The organism is Pseudoalteromonas distincta, assembly GCF_005877035.1.
GTDB classification, from domain to species: Bacteria; Pseudomonadota; Gammaproteobacteria; order Enterobacterales; family Alteromonadaceae; genus Pseudoalteromonas; species Pseudoalteromonas distincta.
In genome coordinates this window covers 1,125,524-1,150,106 of record NZ_CP040558.1, presented here as the reverse complement: position 1 = coordinate 1,150,106, position 24,583 = coordinate 1,125,524, and the positions used below count along the sequence as shown (strand labels likewise).

At 40.2% G+C, this 24,583-nt stretch carries 16 protein-coding genes; 5 read left to right on the top strand and 11 right to left on the bottom strand.

What is annotated here, in order from left to right; genetic code table 11:
* The first annotated feature begins 30 nt into the window (after positions 1 to 30).
* The 3 genes from FFU37_RS05115 (at position 31) to ttcA (ending at position 2,872) form a co-directional block, all read left to right on the top strand.
* Complete coding sequence (locus FFU37_RS05115) at positions 31 to 768, top strand: FNR family transcription factor (RefSeq protein WP_002963069.1); 738 nt, start codon at positions 31 to 33, stop codon at positions 766 to 768.
* A gap of 103 nt (positions 769 to 871) precedes the next feature.
* Complete coding sequence (gene uspE / locus FFU37_RS05110; RefSeq protein WP_138488885.1) at positions 872 to 1,804, top strand: universal stress protein UspE; 933 nt, start codon at positions 872 to 874, stop codon at positions 1,802 to 1,804.
* A 153-nt stretch (positions 1,805 to 1,957) separates the two neighbouring features.
* Complete coding sequence (ttcA, locus tag FFU37_RS05105) at positions 1,958 to 2,872, top strand: tRNA 2-thiocytidine(32) synthetase TtcA (RefSeq protein WP_138488884.1); 915 nt, start codon at positions 1,958 to 1,960, stop codon at positions 2,870 to 2,872.
* An 82-nt stretch (positions 2,873 to 2,954) separates the two neighbouring features.
* On the opposite strand, the gene FFU37_RS05100 is transcribed toward ttcA, so the two are convergent.
* The 10 genes from FFU37_RS05100 to FFU37_RS05055 all read right to left on the bottom strand — a co-directional run bounded on the left by FFU37_RS05100 (position 2,955) and on the right by FFU37_RS05055 (position 21,980).
* The gene (locus tag FFU37_RS05100) at positions 2,955 to 4,016 is read right to left on the bottom strand and encodes a hypothetical protein (protein ID WP_138488883.1); all 1,062 of its coding nucleotides are present in this window, start codon (positions 4,014 to 4,016) and stop codon (positions 2,955 to 2,957) included.
* A gap of 217 nt (positions 4,017 to 4,233) precedes the next feature.
* Complete coding sequence (locus tag FFU37_RS05095) at positions 4,234 to 5,304, bottom strand: hypothetical protein (protein ID WP_039490101.1); 1,071 nt, start codon at positions 5,302 to 5,304, stop codon at positions 4,234 to 4,236.
* A gap of 285 nt (positions 5,305 to 5,589) precedes the next feature.
* Positions 5,590 to 6,915 (bottom strand): methyl-accepting chemotaxis protein, encoded by a 1,326-nt coding sequence (locus FFU37_RS05090; RefSeq protein ID WP_138488882.1) that lies wholly within the window; start codon positions 6,913 to 6,915, stop codon positions 5,590 to 5,592.
* Positions 6,916 to 7,034: 119 nt separating this feature from the next.
* A complete protein-coding gene (gene recD / locus FFU37_RS05085) occupies positions 7,035 to 9,083 on the bottom strand; it encodes an exodeoxyribonuclease V subunit alpha (RefSeq protein WP_138488881.1) in 2,049 nt (682 codons plus the stop codon).
* Positions 9,080 to 12,658 carry an exodeoxyribonuclease V subunit beta gene (recB, locus tag FFU37_RS05080; RefSeq protein ID WP_138488880.1) on the bottom strand — a complete coding sequence of 1,193 codons (3,579 nt, stop codon included), beginning with the start codon at positions 12,656 to 12,658 and terminating at the stop codon, positions 9,080 to 9,082. Before recB ends, recD begins: the two co-directional genes overlap by 4 nt.
* Positions 12,645 to 15,944 (bottom strand): exodeoxyribonuclease V subunit gamma, encoded by a 3,300-nt coding sequence (gene recC, locus FFU37_RS05075; protein ID WP_138488879.1) that lies wholly within the window; start codon positions 15,942 to 15,944, stop codon positions 12,645 to 12,647. Before recC ends, recB begins: the two co-directional genes overlap by 14 nt.
* Positions 15,945 to 16,104: 160 nt before the next feature.
* Positions 16,105 to 17,166 (bottom strand): alkaline phosphatase D family protein, encoded by a 1,062-nt coding sequence (locus tag FFU37_RS05070; protein ID WP_138488878.1) that lies wholly within the window; start codon positions 17,164 to 17,166, stop codon positions 16,105 to 16,107.
* Positions 17,163 to 18,290 carry an alkaline phosphatase family protein gene (locus tag FFU37_RS05065; RefSeq protein WP_138488877.1) on the bottom strand — a complete coding sequence of 376 codons (1,128 nt, stop codon included), beginning with the start codon at positions 18,288 to 18,290 and terminating at the stop codon, positions 17,163 to 17,165. Before FFU37_RS05065 ends, FFU37_RS05070 begins: the two co-directional genes overlap by 4 nt.
* A gap of 74 nt (positions 18,291 to 18,364) precedes the next feature.
* The gene (locus FFU37_RS05060) at positions 18,365 to 20,734 is read right to left on the bottom strand and encodes a TonB-dependent receptor domain-containing protein (RefSeq protein WP_138488876.1); all 2,370 of its coding nucleotides are present in this window, start codon (positions 20,732 to 20,734) and stop codon (positions 18,365 to 18,367) included.
* A gap of 202 nt (positions 20,735 to 20,936) precedes the next feature.
* Entirely contained in the window at positions 20,937 to 21,980 is a 1,044-nt protein-coding gene (locus tag FFU37_RS05055; protein ID WP_138488875.1) for an alkene reductase, read from the bottom strand.
* Positions 21,981 to 22,204: 224 nt separating this feature from the next.
* On the opposite strand from FFU37_RS05055, the gene FFU37_RS05050 reads away from it, so the two are divergent.
* The gene (locus FFU37_RS05050; protein ID WP_033028320.1) at positions 22,205 to 22,594 is read left to right on the top strand and encodes a DUF2750 domain-containing protein; all 390 of its coding nucleotides are present in this window, start codon (positions 22,205 to 22,207) and stop codon (positions 22,592 to 22,594) included.
* Between the two features lie 57 nt (positions 22,595 to 22,651).
* On the opposite strand, the gene FFU37_RS05045 is transcribed toward FFU37_RS05050, so the two are convergent.
* Positions 22,652 to 23,314 (bottom strand): TetR/AcrR family transcriptional regulator, encoded by a 663-nt coding sequence (locus FFU37_RS05045; RefSeq protein ID WP_033028321.1) that lies wholly within the window; start codon positions 23,312 to 23,314, stop codon positions 22,652 to 22,654.
* 95 nt (positions 23,315 to 23,409) lie between these two features.
* Here FFU37_RS05045 and FFU37_RS05040 point away from each other — a divergent pair, with 95 nt between their 5' ends.
* Positions 23,410 to 24,582 carry a phytanoyl-CoA dioxygenase family protein gene (locus FFU37_RS05040; RefSeq protein ID WP_138488874.1) on the top strand — a complete coding sequence of 391 codons (1,173 nt, stop codon included), beginning with the start codon at positions 23,410 to 23,412 and terminating at the stop codon, positions 24,580 to 24,582.
* The last annotated feature ends 1 nt before the right edge of the window (position 24,583 follow it).

The following is a 24,583-nucleotide window of genomic DNA, read 5'->3' as shown; positions in this document are numbered from 1 at the left end:
GTGTGTATAAAAATTTAAACGGATTAAATTATGGATTTCTCTCAAAGTCGCGCTAAAGGTAATTGTGCTATTAGCTGTAATAACTGCAGTATTAGTCAATTGTGCTTGCCATTTTCACTCAATGGCCAAGAAATGGATAAGCTAGACGAAATTATTGAGCGAAAAAAACCACTCCATAAAGGCGATTATCTATTTGAATCAGGCGCGCCTTTACAGGCTATTTATGCTGTACGCTCTGGCTCATTTAAATCGTACACATTATCAGAGCAAGGTGATGAGCAAATAACCGGGTTTCATTTAGCGGGTGACTTAGTAGGCTTTGACGCAATAAGCAAAATGGCGCACCAGAGTTTTTCACAAGCACTTGAAACGTCAATGGTGTGCGAAATACCATTCGATACCCTTGACGAACTTGCTGGTAAATTACCAAAACTTCGTCAACAAATAATGCGCTTGATGAGCAGCGAAATTACATACGATCAAGAAATGCTGTTATTACTCAATAAAAAATCAGCAGAAGAACGCTTAGCTAGTTTTATTTATAACTTATCAGAGCGTTTTGGTGAACGTGGTTTTTCACGCAAAGAATTTAGATTTACCATGACTCGCGGTGAAATAGGTAACTACTTAGGCCTTACCGTAGAGACCATTAGCCGTTTATTAAGCCGTTTTCAAAAAGCCGACTTAATTAAAGTAGAAGGTAAATTTATTACAATTTTAGATAATGATGCCTTAGCTAAAACGGCAGCAATCGTTAAGCCTCGCTAAATTAAATAGTTTGATTTAGAACAACAATTTATATGCTACCCCTTTAACTGTTTTATATTTGCGTTACACTAATTGTACACCCGTTAGGCAAATGGAGTAGCATATGAACACTATTAAACGCATTATTGCGGTTATTGACCCTACCAAAGACGATCAACACGGTTTATCACGTTCAATAGACTTAGCCAAAAAATCTGGCGCAAGTATTACCGCCTTTATGACGGTTTACGACTTCTCTTATGAAATGACAACGATGCTATCTGGCGATGAACGCGAAGCAATGCGTGATGCCGTACTAAAAGATCGTCAGCTATGGCTTAACGATTTGGTTTCACCTTACAAAGATATAGATATTGACACCCAAGTGGTTTGGCATAACCGTCCTTATGAAGCCATAATCGATACTGTAATTGATCAAAAGTACGACTTAGTAATTAAAGGCACACATCAACATGGTGCACTTAAATCCGTTATTTTCACCCCTACCGACTGGCATTTAGTACGAAAATGCCCTGCCCCGGTGTTGTTTGTTAAAGAAATGGCATGGCCAGAAAACGGTAATATTTTAGCTGCTGTGAATGCGGTTAGTGAAAACGAAGAACATGTAGCACTTAATAAACGGGTAATTAAAGACGCACAATTTTTATGTGAACTTGCCAACGCAAAACTTAATTTAGTTAATGCTTATCCTGCAACGCCCATAAATATAGCAATCGAAATTCCTGAGTTTAACCCTGGACTTTATAACGAATCAGTTAAAAAACACCACATTGAATCAACCAATGCACTTGCTGCTGAGTTTAATTTAAGCCAAGAGCAATGTTTTATTGAAGAAGGCCTACCTGAGGATGTAATCCCTGATGTAGCTAAGCGGTTAAATAGAGAATTAGTAGTTATTGGTACCGTTGGGCGTACAGGCTTAAGTGCCGCTTTAGTAGGTAATACAGCAGAGCATGTAATTGATAGCCTTGACTGCGATGTACTGGCACTCAAGCCCGATGGTTACGTAAGCCCGATGGCAAAGAAACTAGATTAATTAAAAATTTAGCAAGTAACAAACAGGATATTACTTGCTAAAAATACCGTGTTTAATTACATCCTAAACTCGCATATTCAGGTGGTTTGGGTATAATACGCCCCTTTATTTTTAGCAAATAACTTTGCTGTATTGTTTTACTAGGGGGCGTAATTGTCACACTCAGATCAAGCTAAAGCTCAATTTAACTTAAATAAGCTACAAAAGCGTTTACGTCGCCAAACTGGTCAAGCCGTTATGGACTTCAATATGATTGAAGAAGGTGACCGTATAATGGTGTGTTTATCAGGTGGCAAAGACAGCTACACAATGCTTGAAATGCTTCAACATTTAAAACGTGTAGCACCTATAAAGTTTGATCTCGTTGTTGTAAACCTAGATCAAAAACAACCAGGGTTTCCTGAGCACGTTTTACCCCAGTATCTTGATAAATTAAATGTAGAATACAAAATTGTAGAAGAAGATACCTACAGTATTGTTACTGATATTATTCCTGAAGGTAAAACAACCTGCTCACTTTGCTCACGCTTACGCCGTGGTATTTTATACCGCACAGCAAATGAGTTAGGCGCAACTAAAATAGCCCTTGGCCACCATCGTGACGACATGATTGAAACGTTGTTTTTAAATATGTTTTACGGTGGAAAACTAAAAAGTATGCCGGCTAAATTAATGAGTGATAACGGCGAGCATATGGTTATTCGCCCACTGGCATACTGTAAAGAAAGCGATATAAGCCAATACGCATTTGCACAAGGTTATCCAATTATTCCGTGTAACCTATGTGGTTCGCAAGAAAACCTACAGCGTAAACATACAAAAGCAATGCTCGCTAAATGGGATGCTGAGCATCCAGGTCGTATTGAGAGTATTTTTACAGCAATGCAAAACGTCGTGCCTTCACACTTAGCTGATGCTGATTTGTTTGATTTTAAAAACTTACAAACAGGTGAAGTCATTGATGGTGGCGATATAGCTCTTGATAAGCTAGACATTCCTAAAGTGCCTGTTACTAATGAGCTTGATGAACAAGAAGCGCCAAGTGTAGTTACTATAAACCTAAGCTAACATATCTAAGCTAACAAATTTAAGGGGGTTGTATTTATGTACAACCCCCTTAAATGTACCAATTCAGCATTGCGTTGTCTTTTTAACTCTCAGCTAGGCCTTGTAAAAACTCCAAACTTAACTTTTCTTGTGCATTAGTCTGATACGGCAACTGCTGTAAACTGTCGTACGAGAAATCGTTTATATCAAAATGGCTTATTTCACTATTCCCAAAGCTGTTACGCTCACCTGGGCTTGGCGACATTCTTTCTATTACAAAGTCACTTAAGCGCATATCGGTAACGCCCTTAGGTAATACTGACCAATGAGCTTTTAAGTCTACGGTTTGACTCCCTTGTGTTAAGCGTTCCTTAGATACCAAATGGGCAAGTGGTGTATCACCACTATATAAATTCGCCCTAACACGATACAAACCACTTTTTATCACCGTTAAATTAGCTGGCATAACCATGTTTTCATTTTGAGCATAAGCAATTTCAAAACCTGTTAAAGTAGCACTTGGTGGCATATATTGAATTTGCGCAACTACGGGTACTTTTTTACCGTCAACATCGCCCTGCACATACACTTGCAAACTACGAGGGTAATCTTCATCTTCTTTAAATGTAATAATTGCCTCACCATAACGCGCATTGCCCGTATGGGTATTTAATACTTCCTTTGTATCAGTATTTGCAAGTTCAACGACCACTTTACCAAGCCCTTGAGCGCTTACCTTTATTGTTATTTCTTCTGGATATACAAAACGATATTGTTTGAGACTTACCGTTAAAGCATCGCCGCTTTCACCTATGGGGCTCGACACAGGATAAAATTGATTTGGCTTTAATCGATCTTCATCTAAAGGACTTAAAGGTTGGGAATAAGGAGGAAACTTAAGTGCACTTTCGTATTGCATCACCACTTGCTGCGCTGCTTTTGTTAGGTCTTCATTAAACGCAATTTGCTTTTTTGATTGTGGTTTTTTAGCTTTAGGCACATCTATAGGGATCACTTTTACAGGCGATAAGTCAGGTGCGTTCGCGCTGTGTTTAATCTGTGGTTTTATTGGCTCAGCAACTTTATGAGCATCATTTTTACCAGTAAACCATAGCGAGAATAAAATAGTGCTAATAATTAAAGCAACGACATAAAATTTTTTCATTTTTATATTTCAATCTTTTATAAGGCGTATAGTTTTTAATACCAACCTGCTTATATATGGGGTCTATTTAATGTTAAGAAAATTACGCTAGAACTAGGCAAAAATTTTTGTATCTAGTTGTTCTAAATAAAAAATTTTTAACGACGTTATAGTGGAATTTAATTCGTTAAATTGATCATAGATTTATGCAGATTGGTATAACTACACGCCTTCTATGTTATGGAATCACATTATAAATAAGTGCTGATGCACTTAAATTATTTGAATCCTTAATATAACGATATTGTTTTTTCCAAAACCAACTACCTGTAGTTTTATCAAACGTATTAAACCCTACGTTATTACCTTCAACATTTACGTTATTCATGGCTATTGTGACATTACCTTTACGCTGCGCGTTATGTATTTCGTTATGGCTATAACTGTCACTCATCATCATTGGATAATGATTTGGCATAAAGCTACTAACAGCATCACCTTGCGATTTTAAATGGCCATCTGTATCAATACTGCTGCTACAACTTCCAAACGAGCCAGCCGAACTTGCACCACATGAAGAGTGCGATGCTACAACCGAATCATCATTACCTTTTAAAAATCCACCTGTTAAACCTAAATACGCATTACCATCTGCCACAAATCGTAATCTAGGTGTACGTGCATCAGGAAATGGCGATATTTTACGGGCATTATTTACTTTTAAATCGTGTAATACACCAACAGCTTCGGTTACATCGCTCCCTAGCCACCATTTGAGTGCTGCATCGACCGCAAAGTTCCATGATGCGCCAGTTAAAGCACTAACTGCTACATCAGCCAGCTCACTTCCACCGCCCGCGCCTGCTAAATCAAACGTCGCAACAATATTAAGCGGCTGTAAGCCTGCGTTTTCTAACCAATTTTCTTGGTTATCAATAATATGGCGTGCAACTAAGTCGCCTGTTGAATGTGTTACAAATACACAGCCATCACTGCATAAATTAGAGCGTGAAATTTGCTTTAACTTTGGCCACACCCAATCGGTAGCAATTTTACCTTCAATACGTTCATAAGCAGGCCAATCAATTCGCTCATCTGCACGATTATTCCAGTACGATTGCCAATATGTTTCACCGTCATTAATTACATCACTACCCGACTTATTGGTTATTTGCGAAGTTTGTAACCCGTGAATTAATATAATTTTGTAGTCTTTACTCGCAGCGGAAAAGCTCATTAGCATAGCAAGACCAGCCCCAATTAGGTGACTTGGTTTAATTAATGTGTGTGTGCGCTTAGTGTTGTTCATACAATTCCTTAATGTTGTGTACGTAATATTTTATTATCATTTAAGGTATTCATACTAGGGCTTGTCAGCCTTGGCGTTCACCAGTATTAGGAACAAAGAACAAAAATGCAACAACTTATTATCATTTATAGGAATGAGAAAACTTATTACTTGTTATTTAATGGGTTAATAAAGAATAGTTGTTAAATTTAAAATTATCAGGGGTGTTTCGAGAGTAATATTGAGGGGGGTAGGTTGAGCGGGTACCGGTAAAGGTGCCCGCTTTAGAATAAGGACGTAACTAATCTAGCCGTTAGCTTTGAGTTCACTGGTAAATTGCCCAATCGCATTAACAACTTCTTGTGCGCCTTGCTGAATTTCCTGCATCACATCACCCGACTCTTTAGATAGTGCTAAACCTTGCTCTGCTTTTTCTTTACCTTTTTCTATTACAGCCACCGTATTTTGGGTTTGTGATTGATTACGCTGTACTACTTCTACTATTTCTTCTGTTGCTTTTGATGTACGAGATGCAAGCAATCGAACCTCGTCTGCAACAACAGCAAAGCCTCGACCTTGCTCGCCAGCTCTAGCCGCTTCAATTGCGGCATTTAGTGCTAATAAATTGGTTTGCTCTGCAATACTACTAATACTTTGTACAATACTCGATATTTGTTGCGACTGCTGATCAAGCGCTGAAATTTCACTTGCAGCTTGCTCCATGTTAATAGCCAGCTCGGTCATTACTGTAACCGTATCTTGTATAACGCTCGCGCCTTGCTCTGCTTTTTTATCCGTTTGGGTTGAGGTGCTATAAGCAATTTCGGCAGCCTGAGATATCGCAATTTCTTGATTTACTTGCTCTGTAATAACTGTTGCAAACTTCATTACTTTATAAAGCTCATTCGCGTCATTTGAGATTGGGTTATATGACGCTTCTAACCATACAACATTGCCGTATTTATCAACACGCTTAAAGCGCTCCGCTATAAACTGCCCTTCTCTTAATTTAGCCCAAAACTGTTGATACTCTTGGGAATTATACTCTGAAGCTTCACAAAATGTGCGATGGTGTTTTCCTATTAATTCACTTTCTTGATAACCCATTGCTGATAAAAACTGCTCATTTGCTTTTAAAACATGGCCTTCTAAATCAAATTCAATTACAGCCATAGAGCGATATATCGCTTTGATAGTGTCGCTTTGCTCGCGGGAAGCCGTAATTGTTTTTGTAAGCACACTCCCGAATATAGAAAAATAGAGCAACTGATCTTGCTCCCCTTTTACAGGATGTACTATTAAACGTAACCATTCAGCTTTACCATCACCGCGCGCAATTTGTAATGCACCGCCCCAATGTCCTTCTTTTTTTATAGCTTGCTGTAGGCTTTTAAATTCTGAAGATTGACGAGATGAATCAGTAATAAAATCATCAAAAGAGTTATTAGTAAGATCGTCTTCGTTGTAGCCTAAGTTTTCTAAAAACCTATCGTTGGCGTGCGAAATTCTGCCATCATAGAGAATGTTCAGTACTAACATCTCTCGGTAAAGCCCTTCCCACACTTGTTGTAACGGATAGAGTTCTGCTTTTAAAGAGGCTATTTCATTTTGCTTATTTTTAGAAAAAAACATTAATATCCTTACTAACACATTCAATATAAAATTAATTTTAGTATAGAAGACATTTATAATAACGCGATAAATAACAAGCAGTTTGAAGCTAAATTATTAATCAAAAATACAAACTAAGCTTAAAATTGTAACCTTTCATATAAACCAGATGCTCTTGATACGCTCTTATTCATTGCAAGTTGCAGTACTTTTTTGTCAGCCACCAGTTCAAACTTATTTTTAGCGCGGGTTATCCCCGTATACACCAATTGCCGGTTAATACCCATGCGCGCTTGTTTTAGCGGTGGCAGTACCATAGCGGTGTAACTAAACTCTGAACCTTGTGACTTATGAATAGTCATTACGTATACTTTATCGTGTGCAGGGAGTCGTGCTGGCGAAAATGCTCGTTGATTACCTTGCTCATCAATAAATATGGCTTTGAGCTGATTACTTTCATCGGGCATTAAAATACCAATATCGCCGTTAAATAACTTAAGCTGGTAATCGTTTTGGCTCACCATAATGGGCATACCTGTATAATGATGAGTATTAGGGCTAACTGTTATTAAACCTTGCTGTTGCAATACGCGCTCTATTCGCTGATTTAAGCTATGCACGCCGTAATCGCCCTCTCGTACCGCAGCTAAAAGCTGATAACTAGCAAAAGCAGCATGCACCTGTGCAACATCTGCACCTTGGGCAATTAAGTTAAGGTATTTTGCATAATGACTTGCTGCACTTTTAACAAGCTTTTCAATTGGTTTTGCTACAAAGTCGTAATCTAAAATTACATCGTTAAAACGCCCTTCAATACTTTCTTGCTCAACGTAATTTAAAATACCGGTGTTATTTGTGTTTACCGCAAGTGCGAGTTGGCCAATGCCGCTTTGTGCATCAAATCGATAACTGTGCTGTAAAAAGGCAACGCAATCTGCGAGTTTAAATTCACTCACGCTTTGCGCTACGAGCTTAGGCTCATTATTAAAACATAAGCTATTTAGCTCATCACAGCGTGCTTGCGAGTAGCGTGGCGTTTGCCCAAGTGTTAAACCTTGGCAAAAATCACTCATCACGCTGCCGGTATCTACCGAGGCAAGCTGATCTTTATCACCTAGGAGTATTAATCTCGCGTGCGTAGGCAATGCTTCTATTAATTTAGCCATCAGCGATAAATCAACCATACTGGCTTCGTCAATAATCAGCACATCTAAATGCAGCGGATTGCTTTTGTTATGTCTGAATTTATTAGTAAACGGTTTTACGCCCAATAAGCGATGAATAGTTTGAGCGCTTTGCGGTATCAGCGTTTTTATATCATCAGGAATCGTTGTGAGCTTATTTTTAGCGCCCAAAATAGACTCACTTAAACGTGCAGCGGCTTTACCAGTCGGTGCCACCAGCTTAATGCTAAGGGGCGCGGTTTTATAAAGTGACTGTAAAATAGCCAGTAACTTAGTCACTGTGGTAGTTTTACCTGTGCCAGGACCACCCGTGATCACGCTAAAGCCTTTGGTGGCAGCAATCGCACACGCCACTTTTTGCCAATCAGTTTCAATTGCAGAATCAGCAGGAAAATAGGTATTTAAAAGTTCTGCCAATATTTCATTATTAATATTGAGCTTTCGCTCGCTCATACTTAGTAATCTATCTGCGAGTGTTTGCTCATAACCGGCAAGGCGCGCAAAATAAAGTCGCTCTTTAAACAGTTGCAGTGGTTTATTTTCGCCCACGCTTTCATGGTTTTGTAAATAACTAAGCGCTGTATGTACATTAAAGTCATCACTAAACGGACTTAGCGTACTGGGTACATTGCCATCGAGTTTATTAAAGTCACTGTTGCGCAAGTTAAAAGGATTACTCCAATCAACCTCATTTAAAGTTAGGCAGCTATGCTGGCTTTGCTGCGATAAGCACAGCAATAAAATAATATAAAACAGCTCATTGTGAGTTTGCTCAATGTCATTAGCACACAGTAACTCTGCGAGCTTAACATCAACTACACGTAGTCGGTTTTGTGCTAATAAATACTCAAGTAATGGGACTTCGATAATCGTATTATTTAACACAATGTCCTCTAATGGGGCATCTTGTGCTACATTTTTTGAAGTAAGAGGCTCTACGGCTTCATTATTAAGTGTCTCGTCTATATCGTCAAACAAGCCAGGTTGCTCATTTAAATCGCTCATAGCATGGCTCCTTGGCTAAATAAGCCATCTAAAATAATCACTTGTTCTTCAGTTAGCTTTTTAAAGTACACGCCTTGCCCTGCCGGCATTCCTCGTAAAAACGTGTAATACACGCCGCCTAAATGGGTTTCTATTGAGTAATCAGCTATGCGTTGTTTTAATAAACGATGCAGTGCTACGGTGTAAATTAAATACTGTAAATGATACTGATGACTGCTCATCGCTTGCTCAAGCATATCGCCTTCGTAATCAGCTGGCATACTGCCTAAATAATTAGACTTATAATCTAAAATATAATATTTGCCTTGGTAGCAAAATATTAAATCGACAAAGCCTTTTAACAAGCCCTTTACGTGCGAAAATTCAAGCTTACTTTGCGTAAAGCCAAAATGTTTAATTAGCATTTCGTTTAGCTTTGGTGCACTTAAGCTCTCAAGTGGTAAATTAAATTCCATTTCGACTAGGCAATCTTTGGGTGTGAGCACACCCAATGAAAGAAGGCTGTTATCTAAAGAGCTGTTATCTAGGGGGCACGCAAGCACATCAAGCACCCATTTTTCAGCCACTTCTCGCCATTGCTCACCTATGTGGTATTTTTCAAGGCTGCGCTTAACTACTTCAGATAAGTTTTGCTCAGTATTAGTTGGGTGAACTATTGGGCTAGTAAAATCTATTTGTTCAAATATTTCGTGTAAACAGCTACCGGGCTTTGCCCCTTTAGGAAAACTATAAGGTGATGGTAGTTCGTCCTCTTGCACTGCAAACTCGTCTTTTTCGTGATCTTCATCACTTCGCCCTGGGGCTAATTGGTCGCTGTGCTTTTTAAAGCTCAATGCACTAAAGCTGGTTGCTCGCCAGTGACGCTCAATATTTGCCGTTACTTTATTAACACTTAACGTTTGCTGCGCACTTTCACTGTTATTAAAACAAAGTGTTCCCTGCTCTAATAATGTTTGTGATGTAAACTGCTGATAGCTCATCGCGCTGTTAGCGTCGCAAAACTCACTTAAATGCGTGCGCCATGTTTGGCTACTGGCAAGTTCAAGCCCTGCAAATAAAACATGCCCAAGTGCACTACTTTGCATAGCCAAGCGGCTACTTTGTCCTTGCCCAATGTTATAAACACCAAGCGCACAAAAATGTACGGCGCGAGTAAGTGCTACATAAAGCAGGCGTAAATCTTCAGCTAGGCGTTCTTGTTCTGCTTTTTGCAGGGCATTTTCGTCTTTACTTAAATCGTAAACTAGCTTGCCATTATTATGATAAAGCGCTTCTTTTGTTTCGCGATAGCCACTGGCAAACGGCATAAATACCAGTGGGTATTCAAGCCCCTTTGAGGCATGCATAGTGACAATTTTAACTAAGTTGGCGTCACTTTCTAGGCGTACCTGTACTGTTTCACCGTCTTGTTGGCTTACCTTTTGTGCAAACCATCGCAGCAAACGCAGCGTGCCTTCAAGCTCTATTTGTTTTTGCTGAAGTATTTCGCCCAAATGCCTAAAGTCCGTCAGCCAACGCTCAACGTTATATCCCAATCCTTGCCATTTAGCGCTCAGCTGATTGTGGCTCATTAAACGCTCAAGCATTGCCATAGCGCCTTGCTTGTTCCAAATGTGGCTAAGTTGTGCAAAAAAGTTTAAGTAGTCTTGCCATTTATTTTCATCATCGGCGAGTGCGTGTATTTCGTTATAACTTAAACAAAATAGTGGACCCGCTAAAACACCGCGCAGCAATGACTCGTCATATTGACCATGCAGCGCTGTTAAAAAGTTAAGTAGGTGATGGCTAAGCTCTTGGCTAAAAACGCTCTCGCGCGATAAATACACGCTGGCAATTTTGGCATCATCTAGCGCTTTTTTCATTATTTGTGCTTCAACACGGTCGCGCACTAATATACAAATATCGGCAGCGCTTACAGGGGTACTGCCAATACACGCATCCCCTTGTTTTGCTTTTTCAAGCAGGGTCACTATTTTATTAGCAAAGTGAGTGGCTAAATGTGCTTGCCCTACACCTTTGTTGGTTGGTTTGTTTTTTTCGTCTGCGGCTTCATCCACAAATACATTAAATTCGAATGCGGTCGCGGGTTTGCCATCAATTAAAAAAGAGTCTTCCGCTTTTTTACCTTTAGCAGCTACTGCGTTAAAGGGGATGGCGTCGTTATAAATAAAGCTGTTAGCGTGTTTGCCAAATAAACTATTAACGCTATTGACTATATCTGTGCTTGAGCGAAAGTTAGTACCCAGCGTAAATTGCTGATCACTTTGTACAGCCCCTTTTGCGCCAATATACGTAAAAATATCTGCGCCCCTAAAGCCATAAATAGCTTGTTTAGGGTCGCCTATCATGGCAAGCGTGGTATTTTGTTGCCCATAAATTTTACTAAAAATACCGTACTGAATCGGATCGGTATCTTGGAATTCATCAATCATGGCAACCGGAAACAACTGCGCAATTTTTTGCGCTAGTACGTCGCCTTGCTCGTTATTAAGCGCACTATGTAAATTGGTCAATAAGTCATCTGGGGTGATAACGCTTTGCTCTTGCTTGCGCTTAACTATTGCGGCTTTTACCCAGCGTGCTGCATGTTGTACAACGGCTATTTTGAGCCCTTGGTTTATGGTGTTGTTAAGGGCGGCAAGCTCGTCAAACTGACACAGTAATGGATGCACAAATAATGGCTGATTTTTTTTATAATTGCTCACATCGCTTAAGTTTTCTGTACTCCACACTTCAAACGAATACTTGCTAGTGCCAAATTCAAAAAACAAATCGCCGCCTAAACAAAATGCTTCAAGCGCACCAAGGCTGCCTTTTCGTGCTGGCGTTTTAGACCCGCTTAAACCCGAGCTTTTAATAGCACCGATAAACTCTTGCTCTAACACCGCTTTTTTAAATGCAGGCACACGGGTTATGTACTCGTCACGGGCTTTCCATACATCATCTAAATTTATTTGTGGTGTAATGTGCGCATTAGCTTTGTTTAAAATGCTCGCCACTTGAGCGAATAAAGCCTCTGGTGCGGCAAATACATCTAAAATAGCATCGGTGCGTTCTTTATTAAGTGGGTATACAAATGCCCGCCAAAAATCTTTAATAGTTTCGAGTAATATGTCGCGCTCATCTAAAATAAATTCGAGATTAAACGCCACACCCGACTCAAACGCATGTTGCTTTAGCATCCGCTGACAAAAGCCATGAATAGTAAAAATAGCGGCTTCGTCCATTGATTTAGCAGCTGCATCGAGCAAATCAAACGCGCGGTGCTTATCATCAATTTTGGCAATTACGCCTTCAATGAGTTCGTCATTTGGGTCTTGCCCAAGCAGTGCGTCGCGTGCAGCAATAATTCGGCTGCGTACGCGGTCTTTAATTTCTTGGGTGGCGGCGTCGGTAAAGGTTACAACCAAAATTTGCTCAACACTGAGCGGCGTATTTAACTCACCTTCTATTTGCATACCTAGTAAGTAACGTAAATACAGCCCTGTAATGGTATAAGTTTTACCAGTACCCGCACTGGCTTCTATTAAACTTTGACCAGTGAGCGGCATAGTAAGAGGATTAAGCGCTTGCATGGTCACTCTCCTTTGCGTGTTCAAATAAAGGCGTGAGCAATTTATCACTCCATTTTATAAATTCTTCTTGGCAGTCGTTTAGCGATTGCACCGTTAAGCGAATATACGGATTTTCGCCCTCGCCTCGCCCTATGTATTGCGGGCTAAATTTGCTCATTGCTTTTGTTATATCGCCGCCGCTTTTAACGTATTCATAACCACTTACCGGAAAAAATGGCACAGGCTCTGCGCGCAGCGCTTTGTATAACTCAAACCAATCAAGTAACAATGCATCGGCATCAGCTTTATTAATTGGCGCAAAGGTAATTTGCTTATCAAGCCCAAGTAACAATGTTTCTACTTGTTGATCCATACTTTGCGCTGCGAGGTGATAAATAAAGCCTTTAATTAAATCTTTCGCTTTAATACTCGCACTGCGGTAAAACACTTGTTTTTGCAAATACACATGATTGAGCCAGCCCTCTATTTTGGTGCCTTCAATGGTAAGCAAAACTTCTATCGGCTCACTTTTCCCGCCTTTAATGTGCTCTTTAACTTGACCTGCAAGCGCATCAACTCGGTGCTCCATACTCTCAAATATGAGGCTGCCTACATTGGCTTGAGGTAACTCACCCCGCTGCAGTATTTGCTCGGTACTCAGTGGTTGCTCGTTTATATTGGCTTTAAGTATTTCATCAAGGTAAAAATAACGGCGCAGCGCATCTAGGCTAAAGGGTTCTTCGTCTTTTGCTACTTCGTTAAATTGTGGCAGGCGTAAGCCTAGTGTTTGTTGATAAAAGCTCTCTTGTGCGCTGCACACACTTCTAATAAACACATCGAGATCTAGCTGATCTGGCACAGTCACATCAAGCGCAATAACCGGCTCTGGTTTAATTGACTCACTTGGTAGCCAAATTGGATTGTAACTGTGGTTGCTCAGCACAGTATTGGTTTGCTCATCGGCTAAATAGTAATGGCTATTAAAGGGCTGTAAATGCTGCTGATTAATTAGACATGCGGGCAGCGTTTTTTCACTCTTTTCGTTTAATACAAAACTACGCCCAATATATTCTAACAGCTCACTTACAAGCGTTGATGGCATGCGCGGTTGGTTATCAAAACACGAGCGACCAATGTAACTCATGTATAAGTTGTCGCGGGCACTCAGTAGCGCTTCTAAAAATAAGTAGCGGTCATCTAATTTACGTGATCGGTCACCTTTTTGCTTTTTAGAATAAGGCACCAAGTCAAAACCAATGGGCTGTACGTTACGCGGGTAGTCAGCATCGTTTAAACCCAGCATACACACCACTTTAAATGGCACGGCGCGCATGGGCATAAGCGTACAAAAGTTTACTTGCCCAACCAAAAACCGCTGCCCTACGCCTTTTTCTTGAATGCCTTGTTTAACTAAGTAACTAACAATACGCTGCGAAACCGCTTTACTGTAATCACCGTTATCGTGGTGTTTTTGTAACTCTTCGAGCACGTTTTGCAGTACTAATAAATCCCAGCTGTCGTCGCTTTCACTTTCGTATATGGCGCTTAATAGCTCGCTTAAAATATGCGCTTTATTAGTGAGCGTATCATCGGGCGTTAGCTGCTCTTTAAAGCTTTGCAGTACATCAATAAAATGCACGAGCTTGTTGAGTGTATCAAGCGCCATGCCTTCTACTTCATCAGCGCTGTAAATACCGTTAAACGGGCATTGTTCGTCGCGCATGGCTATACCAAGCAGTAAACGGTTGAGCCCATGTTGCCAGGTATTTAAATCGATAGCGGGTAAATCAAAGCTGCTTTTATGCGCTGCGTTTATACCCCATTTTACCCCTACACGTTCAAGCCAATATTGAATTTGCTCGTACTCGTGTGCTTCAAGCCCAAACTTTTCGGCTATTTGCGTCACTTGTAATAAATCGAGAATATCCGACACACCAAAGCGCGAAAACGGTAAGTTAGCTAAACTCGCAAATGAGCTAAGTACGGGCTTTTCTTGCTCTATGGCTAAATCGGCCAATGCATAAGGAATAAAGCGGCTGCCTTGTGCCCCGCCAAATACGGCTTCAATGTAGGGGCTGTAAGTGCCTACATCGGGCATCATGACAATTATGTCTTTGGGAGTAAGCGTTGGGTTTTGATTAAATAAGTTAAGTAAGTAGTCGTGCAAGCGCTCAACTTCTCTGAGCGGTGTATGGCAATCGCTGAGCGTAATGCTGGTGTCGGTTGCGCTGATTGGTAATTTACCTTCGTCGTTTATAAACCACTCCTTGTTATCAGTCAGTGATTCGCCTTTAAACGCAAGCTGATAAATCTCGCTTTGTACTTGCCCTAGTAAGGTGTCGTCAAACACATCAATAAAACCGTCTATCCAACGGGCATCTAACTGTACAAGTTGTTCAAAATAGTCGCGACCTAATTTACCCCACGACGATAACAACGGATTACCTATAAAGTAGTATTCTTCATCTGGATTGGTTTGTTTTTTTTGTTGTGCTTCCACCAGCGGCATTTTGGCGTATTTAGCGCTTATTTTAGCTGCTGTTTTTTCATCAATAATATCGCCCCAGTAATGCTCACTCGGGTTAAAAAAGAATAATATAACCTCGGTTTTTTTACTCAGCGCTTCAAACACCTCAAGCTGGGAGCTGGCAATCGCCGATATACCAAATAAACTAATGCGTTGTGGCAGTAAGCTATTGTCCATGGTCTCAAGTGCTGCAAGTAATTGCCCTTGCATGTTAGCGCGATGAAATTGGCTTTGCTCAAGTTCTTGGCTTAGCTTTACAATGCGTCGCCATAAATCAGGTTGCCATGGGGCAATGGCTACATCTACGTCATCAAGCTCATCTTTGCCGCTATCCCATGTGGCTATCCAATGCGGTCGGTACATTAAATATTGGTCGTACACATCGGCTATTTTTTCGCATAGCGCAAAGGTTTTTTGCCCGTCAATATCGCCCTCTAAATAGGTTTTTAGCGGCAAATAAAGCGGTTCATCAATGCAGGTTGGTAAAATTGCAAACAGTTTCCAAGCAAGGTTGGGCTTATTAAATGCCGACTCTTTAGGAACATTTGGCAGTAATTGCTGATACAACTGCCAAATAAAGCTCGACGGCAGCGGAAAATCTACCTGCGCTGCGACCCCTAAGTTTTCGCTCAAACCTATTTTTAACCACTGCGACATACCCGGCGATTGCACTAGCACCACTTCTTTGTCGAACGGGCTTTGCAATGGGTTTATTTTTAACAGCTGGTGGAACTGCGCTTGCAGGGCTTCCATGCGGTTTGATTGAATAATATTTAGCATATAACACTGACCTTGCTTGAGATAAAACCAGTGTAAGATATTTTCAATATTAGGGGTAGCTCAAACAGGTAATTGATATTAATAAATCAGAGAGTTAGCAAGTAATTTAAACGCACAGCATTAATTTTGATCACTGTGCGTTTTTGTTTATAGAATAATGTTATTTATAAGGGCTAATACTTGATAAACTAAAGTCACTTTGCATTATTACTTGGCCATCAATGCCTTTTAATTTAAGTGAAATAGTGGGATCAGTTTGCTGCCAGTCTATGCTTAAATCACCGTAATTTACGTTATGAGTAAAATTCCCTACTCGGTGCTTGTTAGGGCTTACGTCTTTCCATTTTTCAGTTAAGCCTGAGCTGGTCATCTCAATCAATGGGTAATCAAGGTTTTGCTGATACTTTGATATTTCACCCCAGTGCGTATCGCCGCTGATGATCACGACCCCATTTACTTTATGCTTTTTAATCAATGCAAATAAACGGTTTCTATCTTCAGGAAAGTTTGCCCATGACTCCCAACCTGTAAAATCGGGTAAAAGCTGTAAGCTTGAGGCAATCAATTTAATTGCAGCAGGCTTTTTAAGCTCTTGTTCAAGCCATTGCCACTGGGCTTCACCTAGCATTGATGCGCCCTTCACTTCACTAGGACTATACGGGCCTTGGTTATTTAACTTACGTTTAGTGTAGTATTCAAGCTCACCTACATGGTTTAACGCATCACGGTTCCAACGTAAATCAGGCATTATTACTTGTATGGTTTGCTCATTTTCACCATACATGTACGAGGTATAAATTCCATCAGAGCGAGTGCGACGCGCTGAGTTTGCAGGCTCACCCCAAAAATTAAGCATAATTTGGCGTGATTGCTCTTTATGCGGATACTCTTTACCTGCATCGTTTTGGCCATAATCGTGGTCATCCCACATAGCAATAATAGGCGTTTGCGCTTTTAACGTTTTAAAACCAGGCTTTGCCCCTAAACGTTGGTACTTATCGGCAAGTACATCCATATCGTTGGTATCGCCGTAGATATTGTCACCCAAAAATATAAACAAATCCCCCTGCTCTTTGTTAATTGCATTAAATATGGGTATGTTTTTATCTTGATGCCCACACGAACCAAATAGGATTTTAGATGGCGCGGCAGTAACACTCGCGCTAATAACCAAACTCAACGCCAAGGCAGTTAGGGTTAATGGTTTTAATAGGTTCTTCATTTTAAAATCTCGCTAATTGCAGGCGCCATATTTGAATTTATTTCATTTGGATTCTGCCCAAGCGCCTTTAAAACGGTCGCCGCTATTTGCGCTTGTTTAAGCTCATTTTTAGTTTTAATTAAGCCACTACCTTTTATTGCGGGGCCAATGGCCGCAAGCCAAATATGTTCAGAGCCGACAATTCCTTCTGGGTAGGTATTTTCACCTAACTCTAGCTCAGCAAGTGCACGTTTAGAGCTGTGATGTTGCCAATCGTTGGCATTATTGCCACGGCCGTGATCAGTAGTAATAATTAGTGTGGTGTTATTTTTATAACCCGCTGTAGTTTGAATGGTTGCCCATAAGTCTTTTATAAAGGCGTCACTTTGCCTTGCCGATTTAAGGTATTGATCGTAATGACCATCATGCGCAAAGTCATCGGTTTCGCCTAAACTTATCACTAACAACTTAGGCTTTTTAGCCAACATATACGCTTTAGCAAAGCGGTATGTAAAACTGTCTAGTCGTACGTTATACCAAGGACTGGGGATTTCATTTTGTAGCGCATTTAACAGTGGCGCATCTGTGAATAAATTCTCTTCAATTGACATAAAACCTGCATTTACATACACGTTACTGCGCTTAGTATTTACAATGTATGGAAATACATCCCAACTGCCAAATAAGGCTGTGCTACCTTTAAACCCAGGTAACTTATCTAAACGCTCTAAAATAGTTTTATTTGGGTTGAGCACTTTGTTATTACTATTTATATTTTCGTCAACTTCACCGGTGAGTATTTCGTTATAACCAGGGTATGAAAAATACCACGGGTTACTTACCGACATAGTAGAGCCGTTAGCTCTATCGCCAATTATAATGCCTTTTTTAGCCACTACTTGCGTTAAAAAAGGCATTAGTAATTGCTGGCGCTCATTTGCTGTTTTTGCCCAAAACTGGGTCTTTAATTGCTCTGGCTTTTTAACAAAATCAGTATTATTAATTAAGCTATTATCAGCCCCATAAAATACTTCTTGCCAGCGTACTCCATCAAGCGTTACCAGCACTACATTTTGCGCAGCTGTTGCAAAGTTACTCGCTAATACACTTAAGCTAAATAGTGTTACTTTTAAAATCGTTTTCATCGCGTTTTGCGCCCTTTGATATAATAAAGCCCATCAATGATGGGCTTTATTTTAATTCAATTACTAAAACTTAATTAAAAATCAGCGGTAAATGTAACTGCTGCGGTGCGAGGCGCACCAATGTAGTAAGTAGCGCCGTTACCGGTACCACCTGCTAAGTAGCTTTTGTCAGTAACGTTATAAACAACAAACGATACGTCAATGGCTTTAAACGGACCTGCATCTACGTCAGTTGAATAACCTGCATTAAAATCAAGTACGGTGTAGCCGTCTACTTTATTACGCGTGCGAGTGTCTTCGTCTTGCCATGCACCTAAGCGCTCACCGGTGTATTTAGCCGATAAACCAACACGAAAGCCATCGCTAAAGTAATCGGTAGATACCACAAATAAATCTTCTGATGAATCGATTATGCTGTCGCCTTTTCTAAAGCTCGGTGCTACCTCATTACCACTTTCATCTCTTAATATTACACCCTGTGAATCGTATGCATTTGGATCATCCGACGAATACTCAGAACTGCTATTAGTATACGACGAGTACACGCTCCAGCTTGGTGTTAACATATAGCTTGCTGCAAGCTCAAGGCCATTTGAGTCAATACCCCCTACATTTACGTACGAGCCATTTGTACCAATGGTGTAATCAATCCCATCTGTGCCACTACCAGGGGCAATAAAGGTAATGCGGTTATCAAACTTAACACTGTAAGCCGTTGCTGTAAGGGTTAATCTGTCGGCTTGGTAACGTACACCAAAGTCGATGTTGTCGGCAGTTTCTGGCTCTATGTTTGTAAGTGTTGAGCTATCTCGCTCAAGTACACCGTCTTTTATTGCTGAAAAATTCTCGCTGTAACTAGCAAATAATTCTGTGCTGTTATTTAGCTGATACAATACACCACCACTAAATAACACGTCTGAGTCGCTATCTACTTTATCTGATCTTTCGTTAGCAAAGTGGTCATACTTTTGTAATTCAACTAAATACTGTTTTGCACCAATATTTAATGTTAAGTCACCAAAATTAATCGAGTCTTGTAAGTACCATTTGAATGTATCGGTATCAAAAGTGTTTTTGTATTGTGTCCAGTAAGGCGTGCTATCAAAGTGATGATAAATACGCGCGTCAATTACTTTGTGCCAATCACGCGATTCATCACGCTCACTTTGCTCATACCAAAAGCCCGCTTCGATATCGTGATCACCAAATGTAGCTTGGTAATTTGCCGTTACACCTAAACGATCTTTGTTGTAATGCGTATGGCGGTAAGACATAACCGGCGTTGCTGTTGCATCGTAACACGCAGGATTTAAACCAGGACCCGACTCCCATGGCCAGCTCAAACTTTGCGTACAATCGGCATTGGGTGCAAGCGGGTTGCCTTCACTATCAGCAAAACCATAAGAGCCTGAATTAGTGCCACCCTCGGTTGTTGGGTCGCCATTTTCATCAACAGGCGTTGTTAAATAAGGTGGGATCCAATCGCCGCGACCTGAATTTTTATGATAATAAGGGCTAACAGTTAATAATGAAGTTGCTGAAATCGCGTATTCAAATTTTAAATAGCCTAAGGTATTTTCACGAAGCGTTCCCCAACCTTCTGCAAACATTTGGTCAAAGTGCGGAACTCCCGTCCAATTCCATGTTAGCTGATCCCAATCGGGTGTTTGTTCAAACTGCTCAAGGCTTACGCTGTTATAGTTTGTCTCGCTTACATCATCGTAAGATAAACGACCAGTGAGCGTTAAATCGTCAAAATTAGATACAAACTTAAGCTCAGCGTGTTGGTTGTCTTTGCCCCCATTACTGCCTGAACCAATCCAGCGGCTTGTATCTGTTTGCGAGTAACTTACGTACGCTTGTGTGTTATTAAAAACAGTGCCTGTTTCGTGTTTAATATAATAACGCGTGGCATCGTGACTGCCTGATGTATAAGCAAAGGTAGTGCCTTTTTCAAGGCTTGGGTCTTTACTTACAAAGTTAAATGTCCCGCCTAGTGCTTCAAGTGAAGCCGACTTAATATCAGACGTACCTTGACCTACTTCTACTGTTGCTAAATTTTCACTCTCCAAGTAACGGTTAGCTTTAGCACCACCGCCGTAATTAGAGCCACCATTGGGAATGCCATCAACGGTCATACCTAATTGTTGTTGGTTTCCATCAATACTAAAACCACGCATAGTGATTGTAGTAGACCAATCGTCGCCACCAAATGCATCACCTTCGTTTATGCTAATACCTGGTAAGTTATCAATAACCGATAATATACTCGATACCGAACTTTGCTGCTCAAGCATTGCAGGCTCAATAACATTGTTAGCGTAGCTCGTTGGTTTAGCTACAACGGTTACTTCTTCTATGGTGCTGTCGTTAGCATAAGTAGATGTTGATACAGCCATGGCAATAGCCATGCTCAATAGCGATTTGTTTTTTAAAGCGTACATTGTTGTCCCGTTTAGTTTTAATTATGAAATATGAAAACGAGCACAGTATGAATTTTAAATATGACAACGAGGATGAACTTTATTTACATAAAGGTTAAACAAATATGGAAGATTTATGGCGGGAATATGTACAAAAAAAGACGCCCAAAGGTTTAGCTTTGGGTGCCTTAATTATTTTCTAGAACTTATTACAAATAGTAATTTATTTCAATTCAGCTAGCATTTCATCGCTGTAAGGTACTAGTTCTTCACCGTTTGCAATTTTGCTAATGTAATCTGGGTTTGCGATAAGTGGGCGACCAATCGCGATTAAATCAAACTTAGCATCGTTAATTGCCTCTTTTGCTGACTCAAAACTATAGCTGCCTACGCCTACTAATGTACCTTTGTAGCCTGCACGTAAAAATTCAGACGTCGTTTTACCTTCAAGCGACTCAAACGCTGTACTGTCGTCAAAAATACCGCCGTGTAAGTATGCTAAATCTCTCTTCTCAAGCTCTGGTAATAAGTAATCAAATACCGCTTTATCACGGTTATCTTCGCTCATATTAAAATAAGCACCCGGTGTAACACGTAAAGCAGTACGCTCATTACCTACAGCGGCGATAACTGCATCGGTTACTTCTAGTGCAAAACGCGACATATTTTCAGGCGTTTGACCGTATTCGTCGCTGCGTGTATTTGCAGCGTAATGTAAAAACTGGTCAATCAAATACCCGTTAGCACCGTGAATTTCTACCCCGTCAAAACCCGCTTCAATCGCATTTTCTGCCGCCTTTGCGTAATCAGCTACAAGGCCCTTAATGTCATCTATAGTCGCTGCTTTTGGTGTGATATATGTAAGCTCACGCATACGAGGTACAGAGCCTTCAACGCCAATTGCCGACGGTGCCAGTACATCGCCATCAAAAAAGTGAGGATGTGCAACACGGCCAACATGCCAAAGCTGTGCAAACATTTTGCCGCCATTAGCGTGCACTGCGTCTGTTACTTTTTTCCAACCTTGAATTTGCTCACTGGTAAATAAACCCGGTGTATTTGGGTAACCTTGCGCATCTGGACGAATAATAGTTGCTTCGCTAATAATTAAACCGGTTTCGGCACGGCGAGCATAATATTCAACCATATCTTGTGTTGGCACTAAGTTATCGTCAGCCATACAACGCGTTAATGGTGCCATAAGTACGCGATTTTTAAGCTCAATCGTATTATTTAGTTTAAACGGAGCAAGTAGATCAGTAGTCATTTTTCAATCCTTCATTAAGTATATGCTTACTACAATGTGGCCTTTTTACAAACATTCAAGCTTATTTTGAATGATCGCTCAAATTAGTGAGGACTTATACTGTTCAATATACAAATTAGATCTGCATTGCTGAAATTAAATAGCAACTTTTCAACACTCTGTCATATAACTCGATATACTTGTGTGCATATAATTGAGATATAGTAATTAAGAGTGAGCTAATTATGACAACGCCAAATTTAAGTGAAGAACAAGCAGTAATTTTAGGGCTTGGGGCAAAAAAACGCCTAGCCTATATGTTCGAAACCGTACAACAATTTAAACAAGTATGGATTTTAAACGACGATGATGGCTGCGTTATGCTTGCCAACGAAGATGACGACTGCGTGCCAGTTTGGCCAACTCGCGAATTTGCAGAGGCATGGGCAACTGGCGAATGGGTTGGTTGTAGCGCTAAAGCAATTCCACTTGCTGATTGGTTTAGTCGCTGGACACCAGGCCTTGAAGAGGATGATTTACTTATTGCTGCCTTTCCTACTGAGGAAGACGACGGCACGATATTGTTTTCAGATGAGTTTGAAAAACAATTAAGAGCACCGAAGAAAAAATATTAAACCTAATTACTAAATTTAAAACGCGGCCACTGTAAAGTAGGCCGCATTTTTATACGTTTATGTCAGTGAATCAATTTTATTTAACAATTCAACTTTATACTCATCTGTTGCATCAGCACTAAAAGTAATAAACATACCTATCAGCACTTGGTTTTTGTACTGCTGTAAATCAATATACCCGTTAACCCAATCTTGGCGAGCTAGTCGCTGACAACCAAACAGCTGCTTTGCTAACCATTTACTATCAACAAGACCATTCAAAAAGCCTTTTTCTTTAGCTGAAATACATAGCTGCTCTGCTATTTTTAGCGATTGACTAAAAATGCCTGTCGGTTGTTTATGTTCAAATAAATTACTACGCTCACCAGCAACAAACGCAGCTCGGTAAAACGCTTCATCTTTTTTAAATAATTCGAGTAAGTTATCTATAAACGCAATAGCGGCTTCTATTGGGTTTGTCATGTCGGGCTGTAGTATAACTTTTTCAATGCGAATGACCATTTCTTCGACCAGCACTTTGAAGATATCATGCTTTTTACCAAATAAATTATGAATAGTTGGTATTGAAACACCTGCAACAGTGGCTAATTCGCTTAATGTAAACGCATCAAAGCCTTTAGAGGCAATAAGATTTCGGGCATGCTTTAGTATATCAACCTTTCTCAACTCTTTGTTTTCTTGTCTTTTTTTATTACCCCGAGCGATATTTAGTTGCTCCATTTATTTTCTCCATAGAAAAACAGCTTGACCACAGTTTTTATTGTAGGTTAAGTTTTACTTGCAATAAAAACTGTGAAATACGTTAAGGACACATTATGACTAAAAGTATAACAAGATCGATTGATGCATGCGCCTCACATTACGGTGAAAATGCCAATGAAATGCGAGAATATTTACTTAATGGCAAAAAAAATGCTTTAGCTATGAATAATAGAGGCCCTATTGAGTTTGATGAATATGGTGATTTAGCACAAAACATTAAAAGCCAATACCAAGAATACGGCTTTTATATATTCGAAAACGTAATTGATAAAAAAGAGCTCGCCGAGATAGAAATAGAACTAGCCCAATTAAAAAAAACCTTCCCTTTAGAACCGTATGGAAAAACAACCGCAGATGGAAAACCAGCGTTAGGTGCTGATAATCAAGCACCTAATTTAATTTGGTCAAAATCACTTGGAGATCCACTTGGCGGAACCGCAATCGCTAATGGCCGACACCAAGTAAAATTATTTGAACCTGAAGCTGCTGACGATCTGCCTGCGTTTTCGCCTTTTGTATTGCTTGGCTCACTGCAGTTTTCTGAGTCATGCTTAAGAACGTACGCGCACCCTCAATTATTAAAAGTGGCCGAGGCAATAAATGGTAAGGATTTTGCCCCATTTCATGAATGTCTTTTTATTAAAGATCCTGGCGTAGGCGCTGCCGTTTCATGGCACCAAGATGGTGATACTCATTGGGAAAATGAAAATTTTGATCAAGACATACACGGCTTTAACTTTATGGCGCAAGTTTTTGGCAGTACTGCTGTAAATGGTGTGTGGGTTTTACCTAAAAGTCATAAGGTTGGTAGGGTTGATATTAAAAAAATGGTTGCCGAAGCAGGCAGTGAGCGCTTAATTGGAATGGTGCCTTTAATTTGTAATCCCGGTGATGTTGTTATTTGTAATAGACAGCTTTTGCATGGTTCATTCGCTAACTCTGGATTTGAGCCTCGCGTTACTATTAACTTTGGGTTCCATAAACGTTCATCTGTATTAGGTGTCATGGGCTCTGGAATGCACTGTGAAGCTAAAGTTTACGATGAGTCACTTATTGAGCAGAGATCAAAAGTACTTGGCTATGCAATAGATGCTAGAAAACAGCACTTCCCTGACGAAACACCTTATCAATATCAACCTTTTGTTGAAGCCAATAAAACCTTTGATTGGGATGAACAGGCAAAACAAGAGATTAAAGATTATAACTTACTTGATTTAAGTATATAAA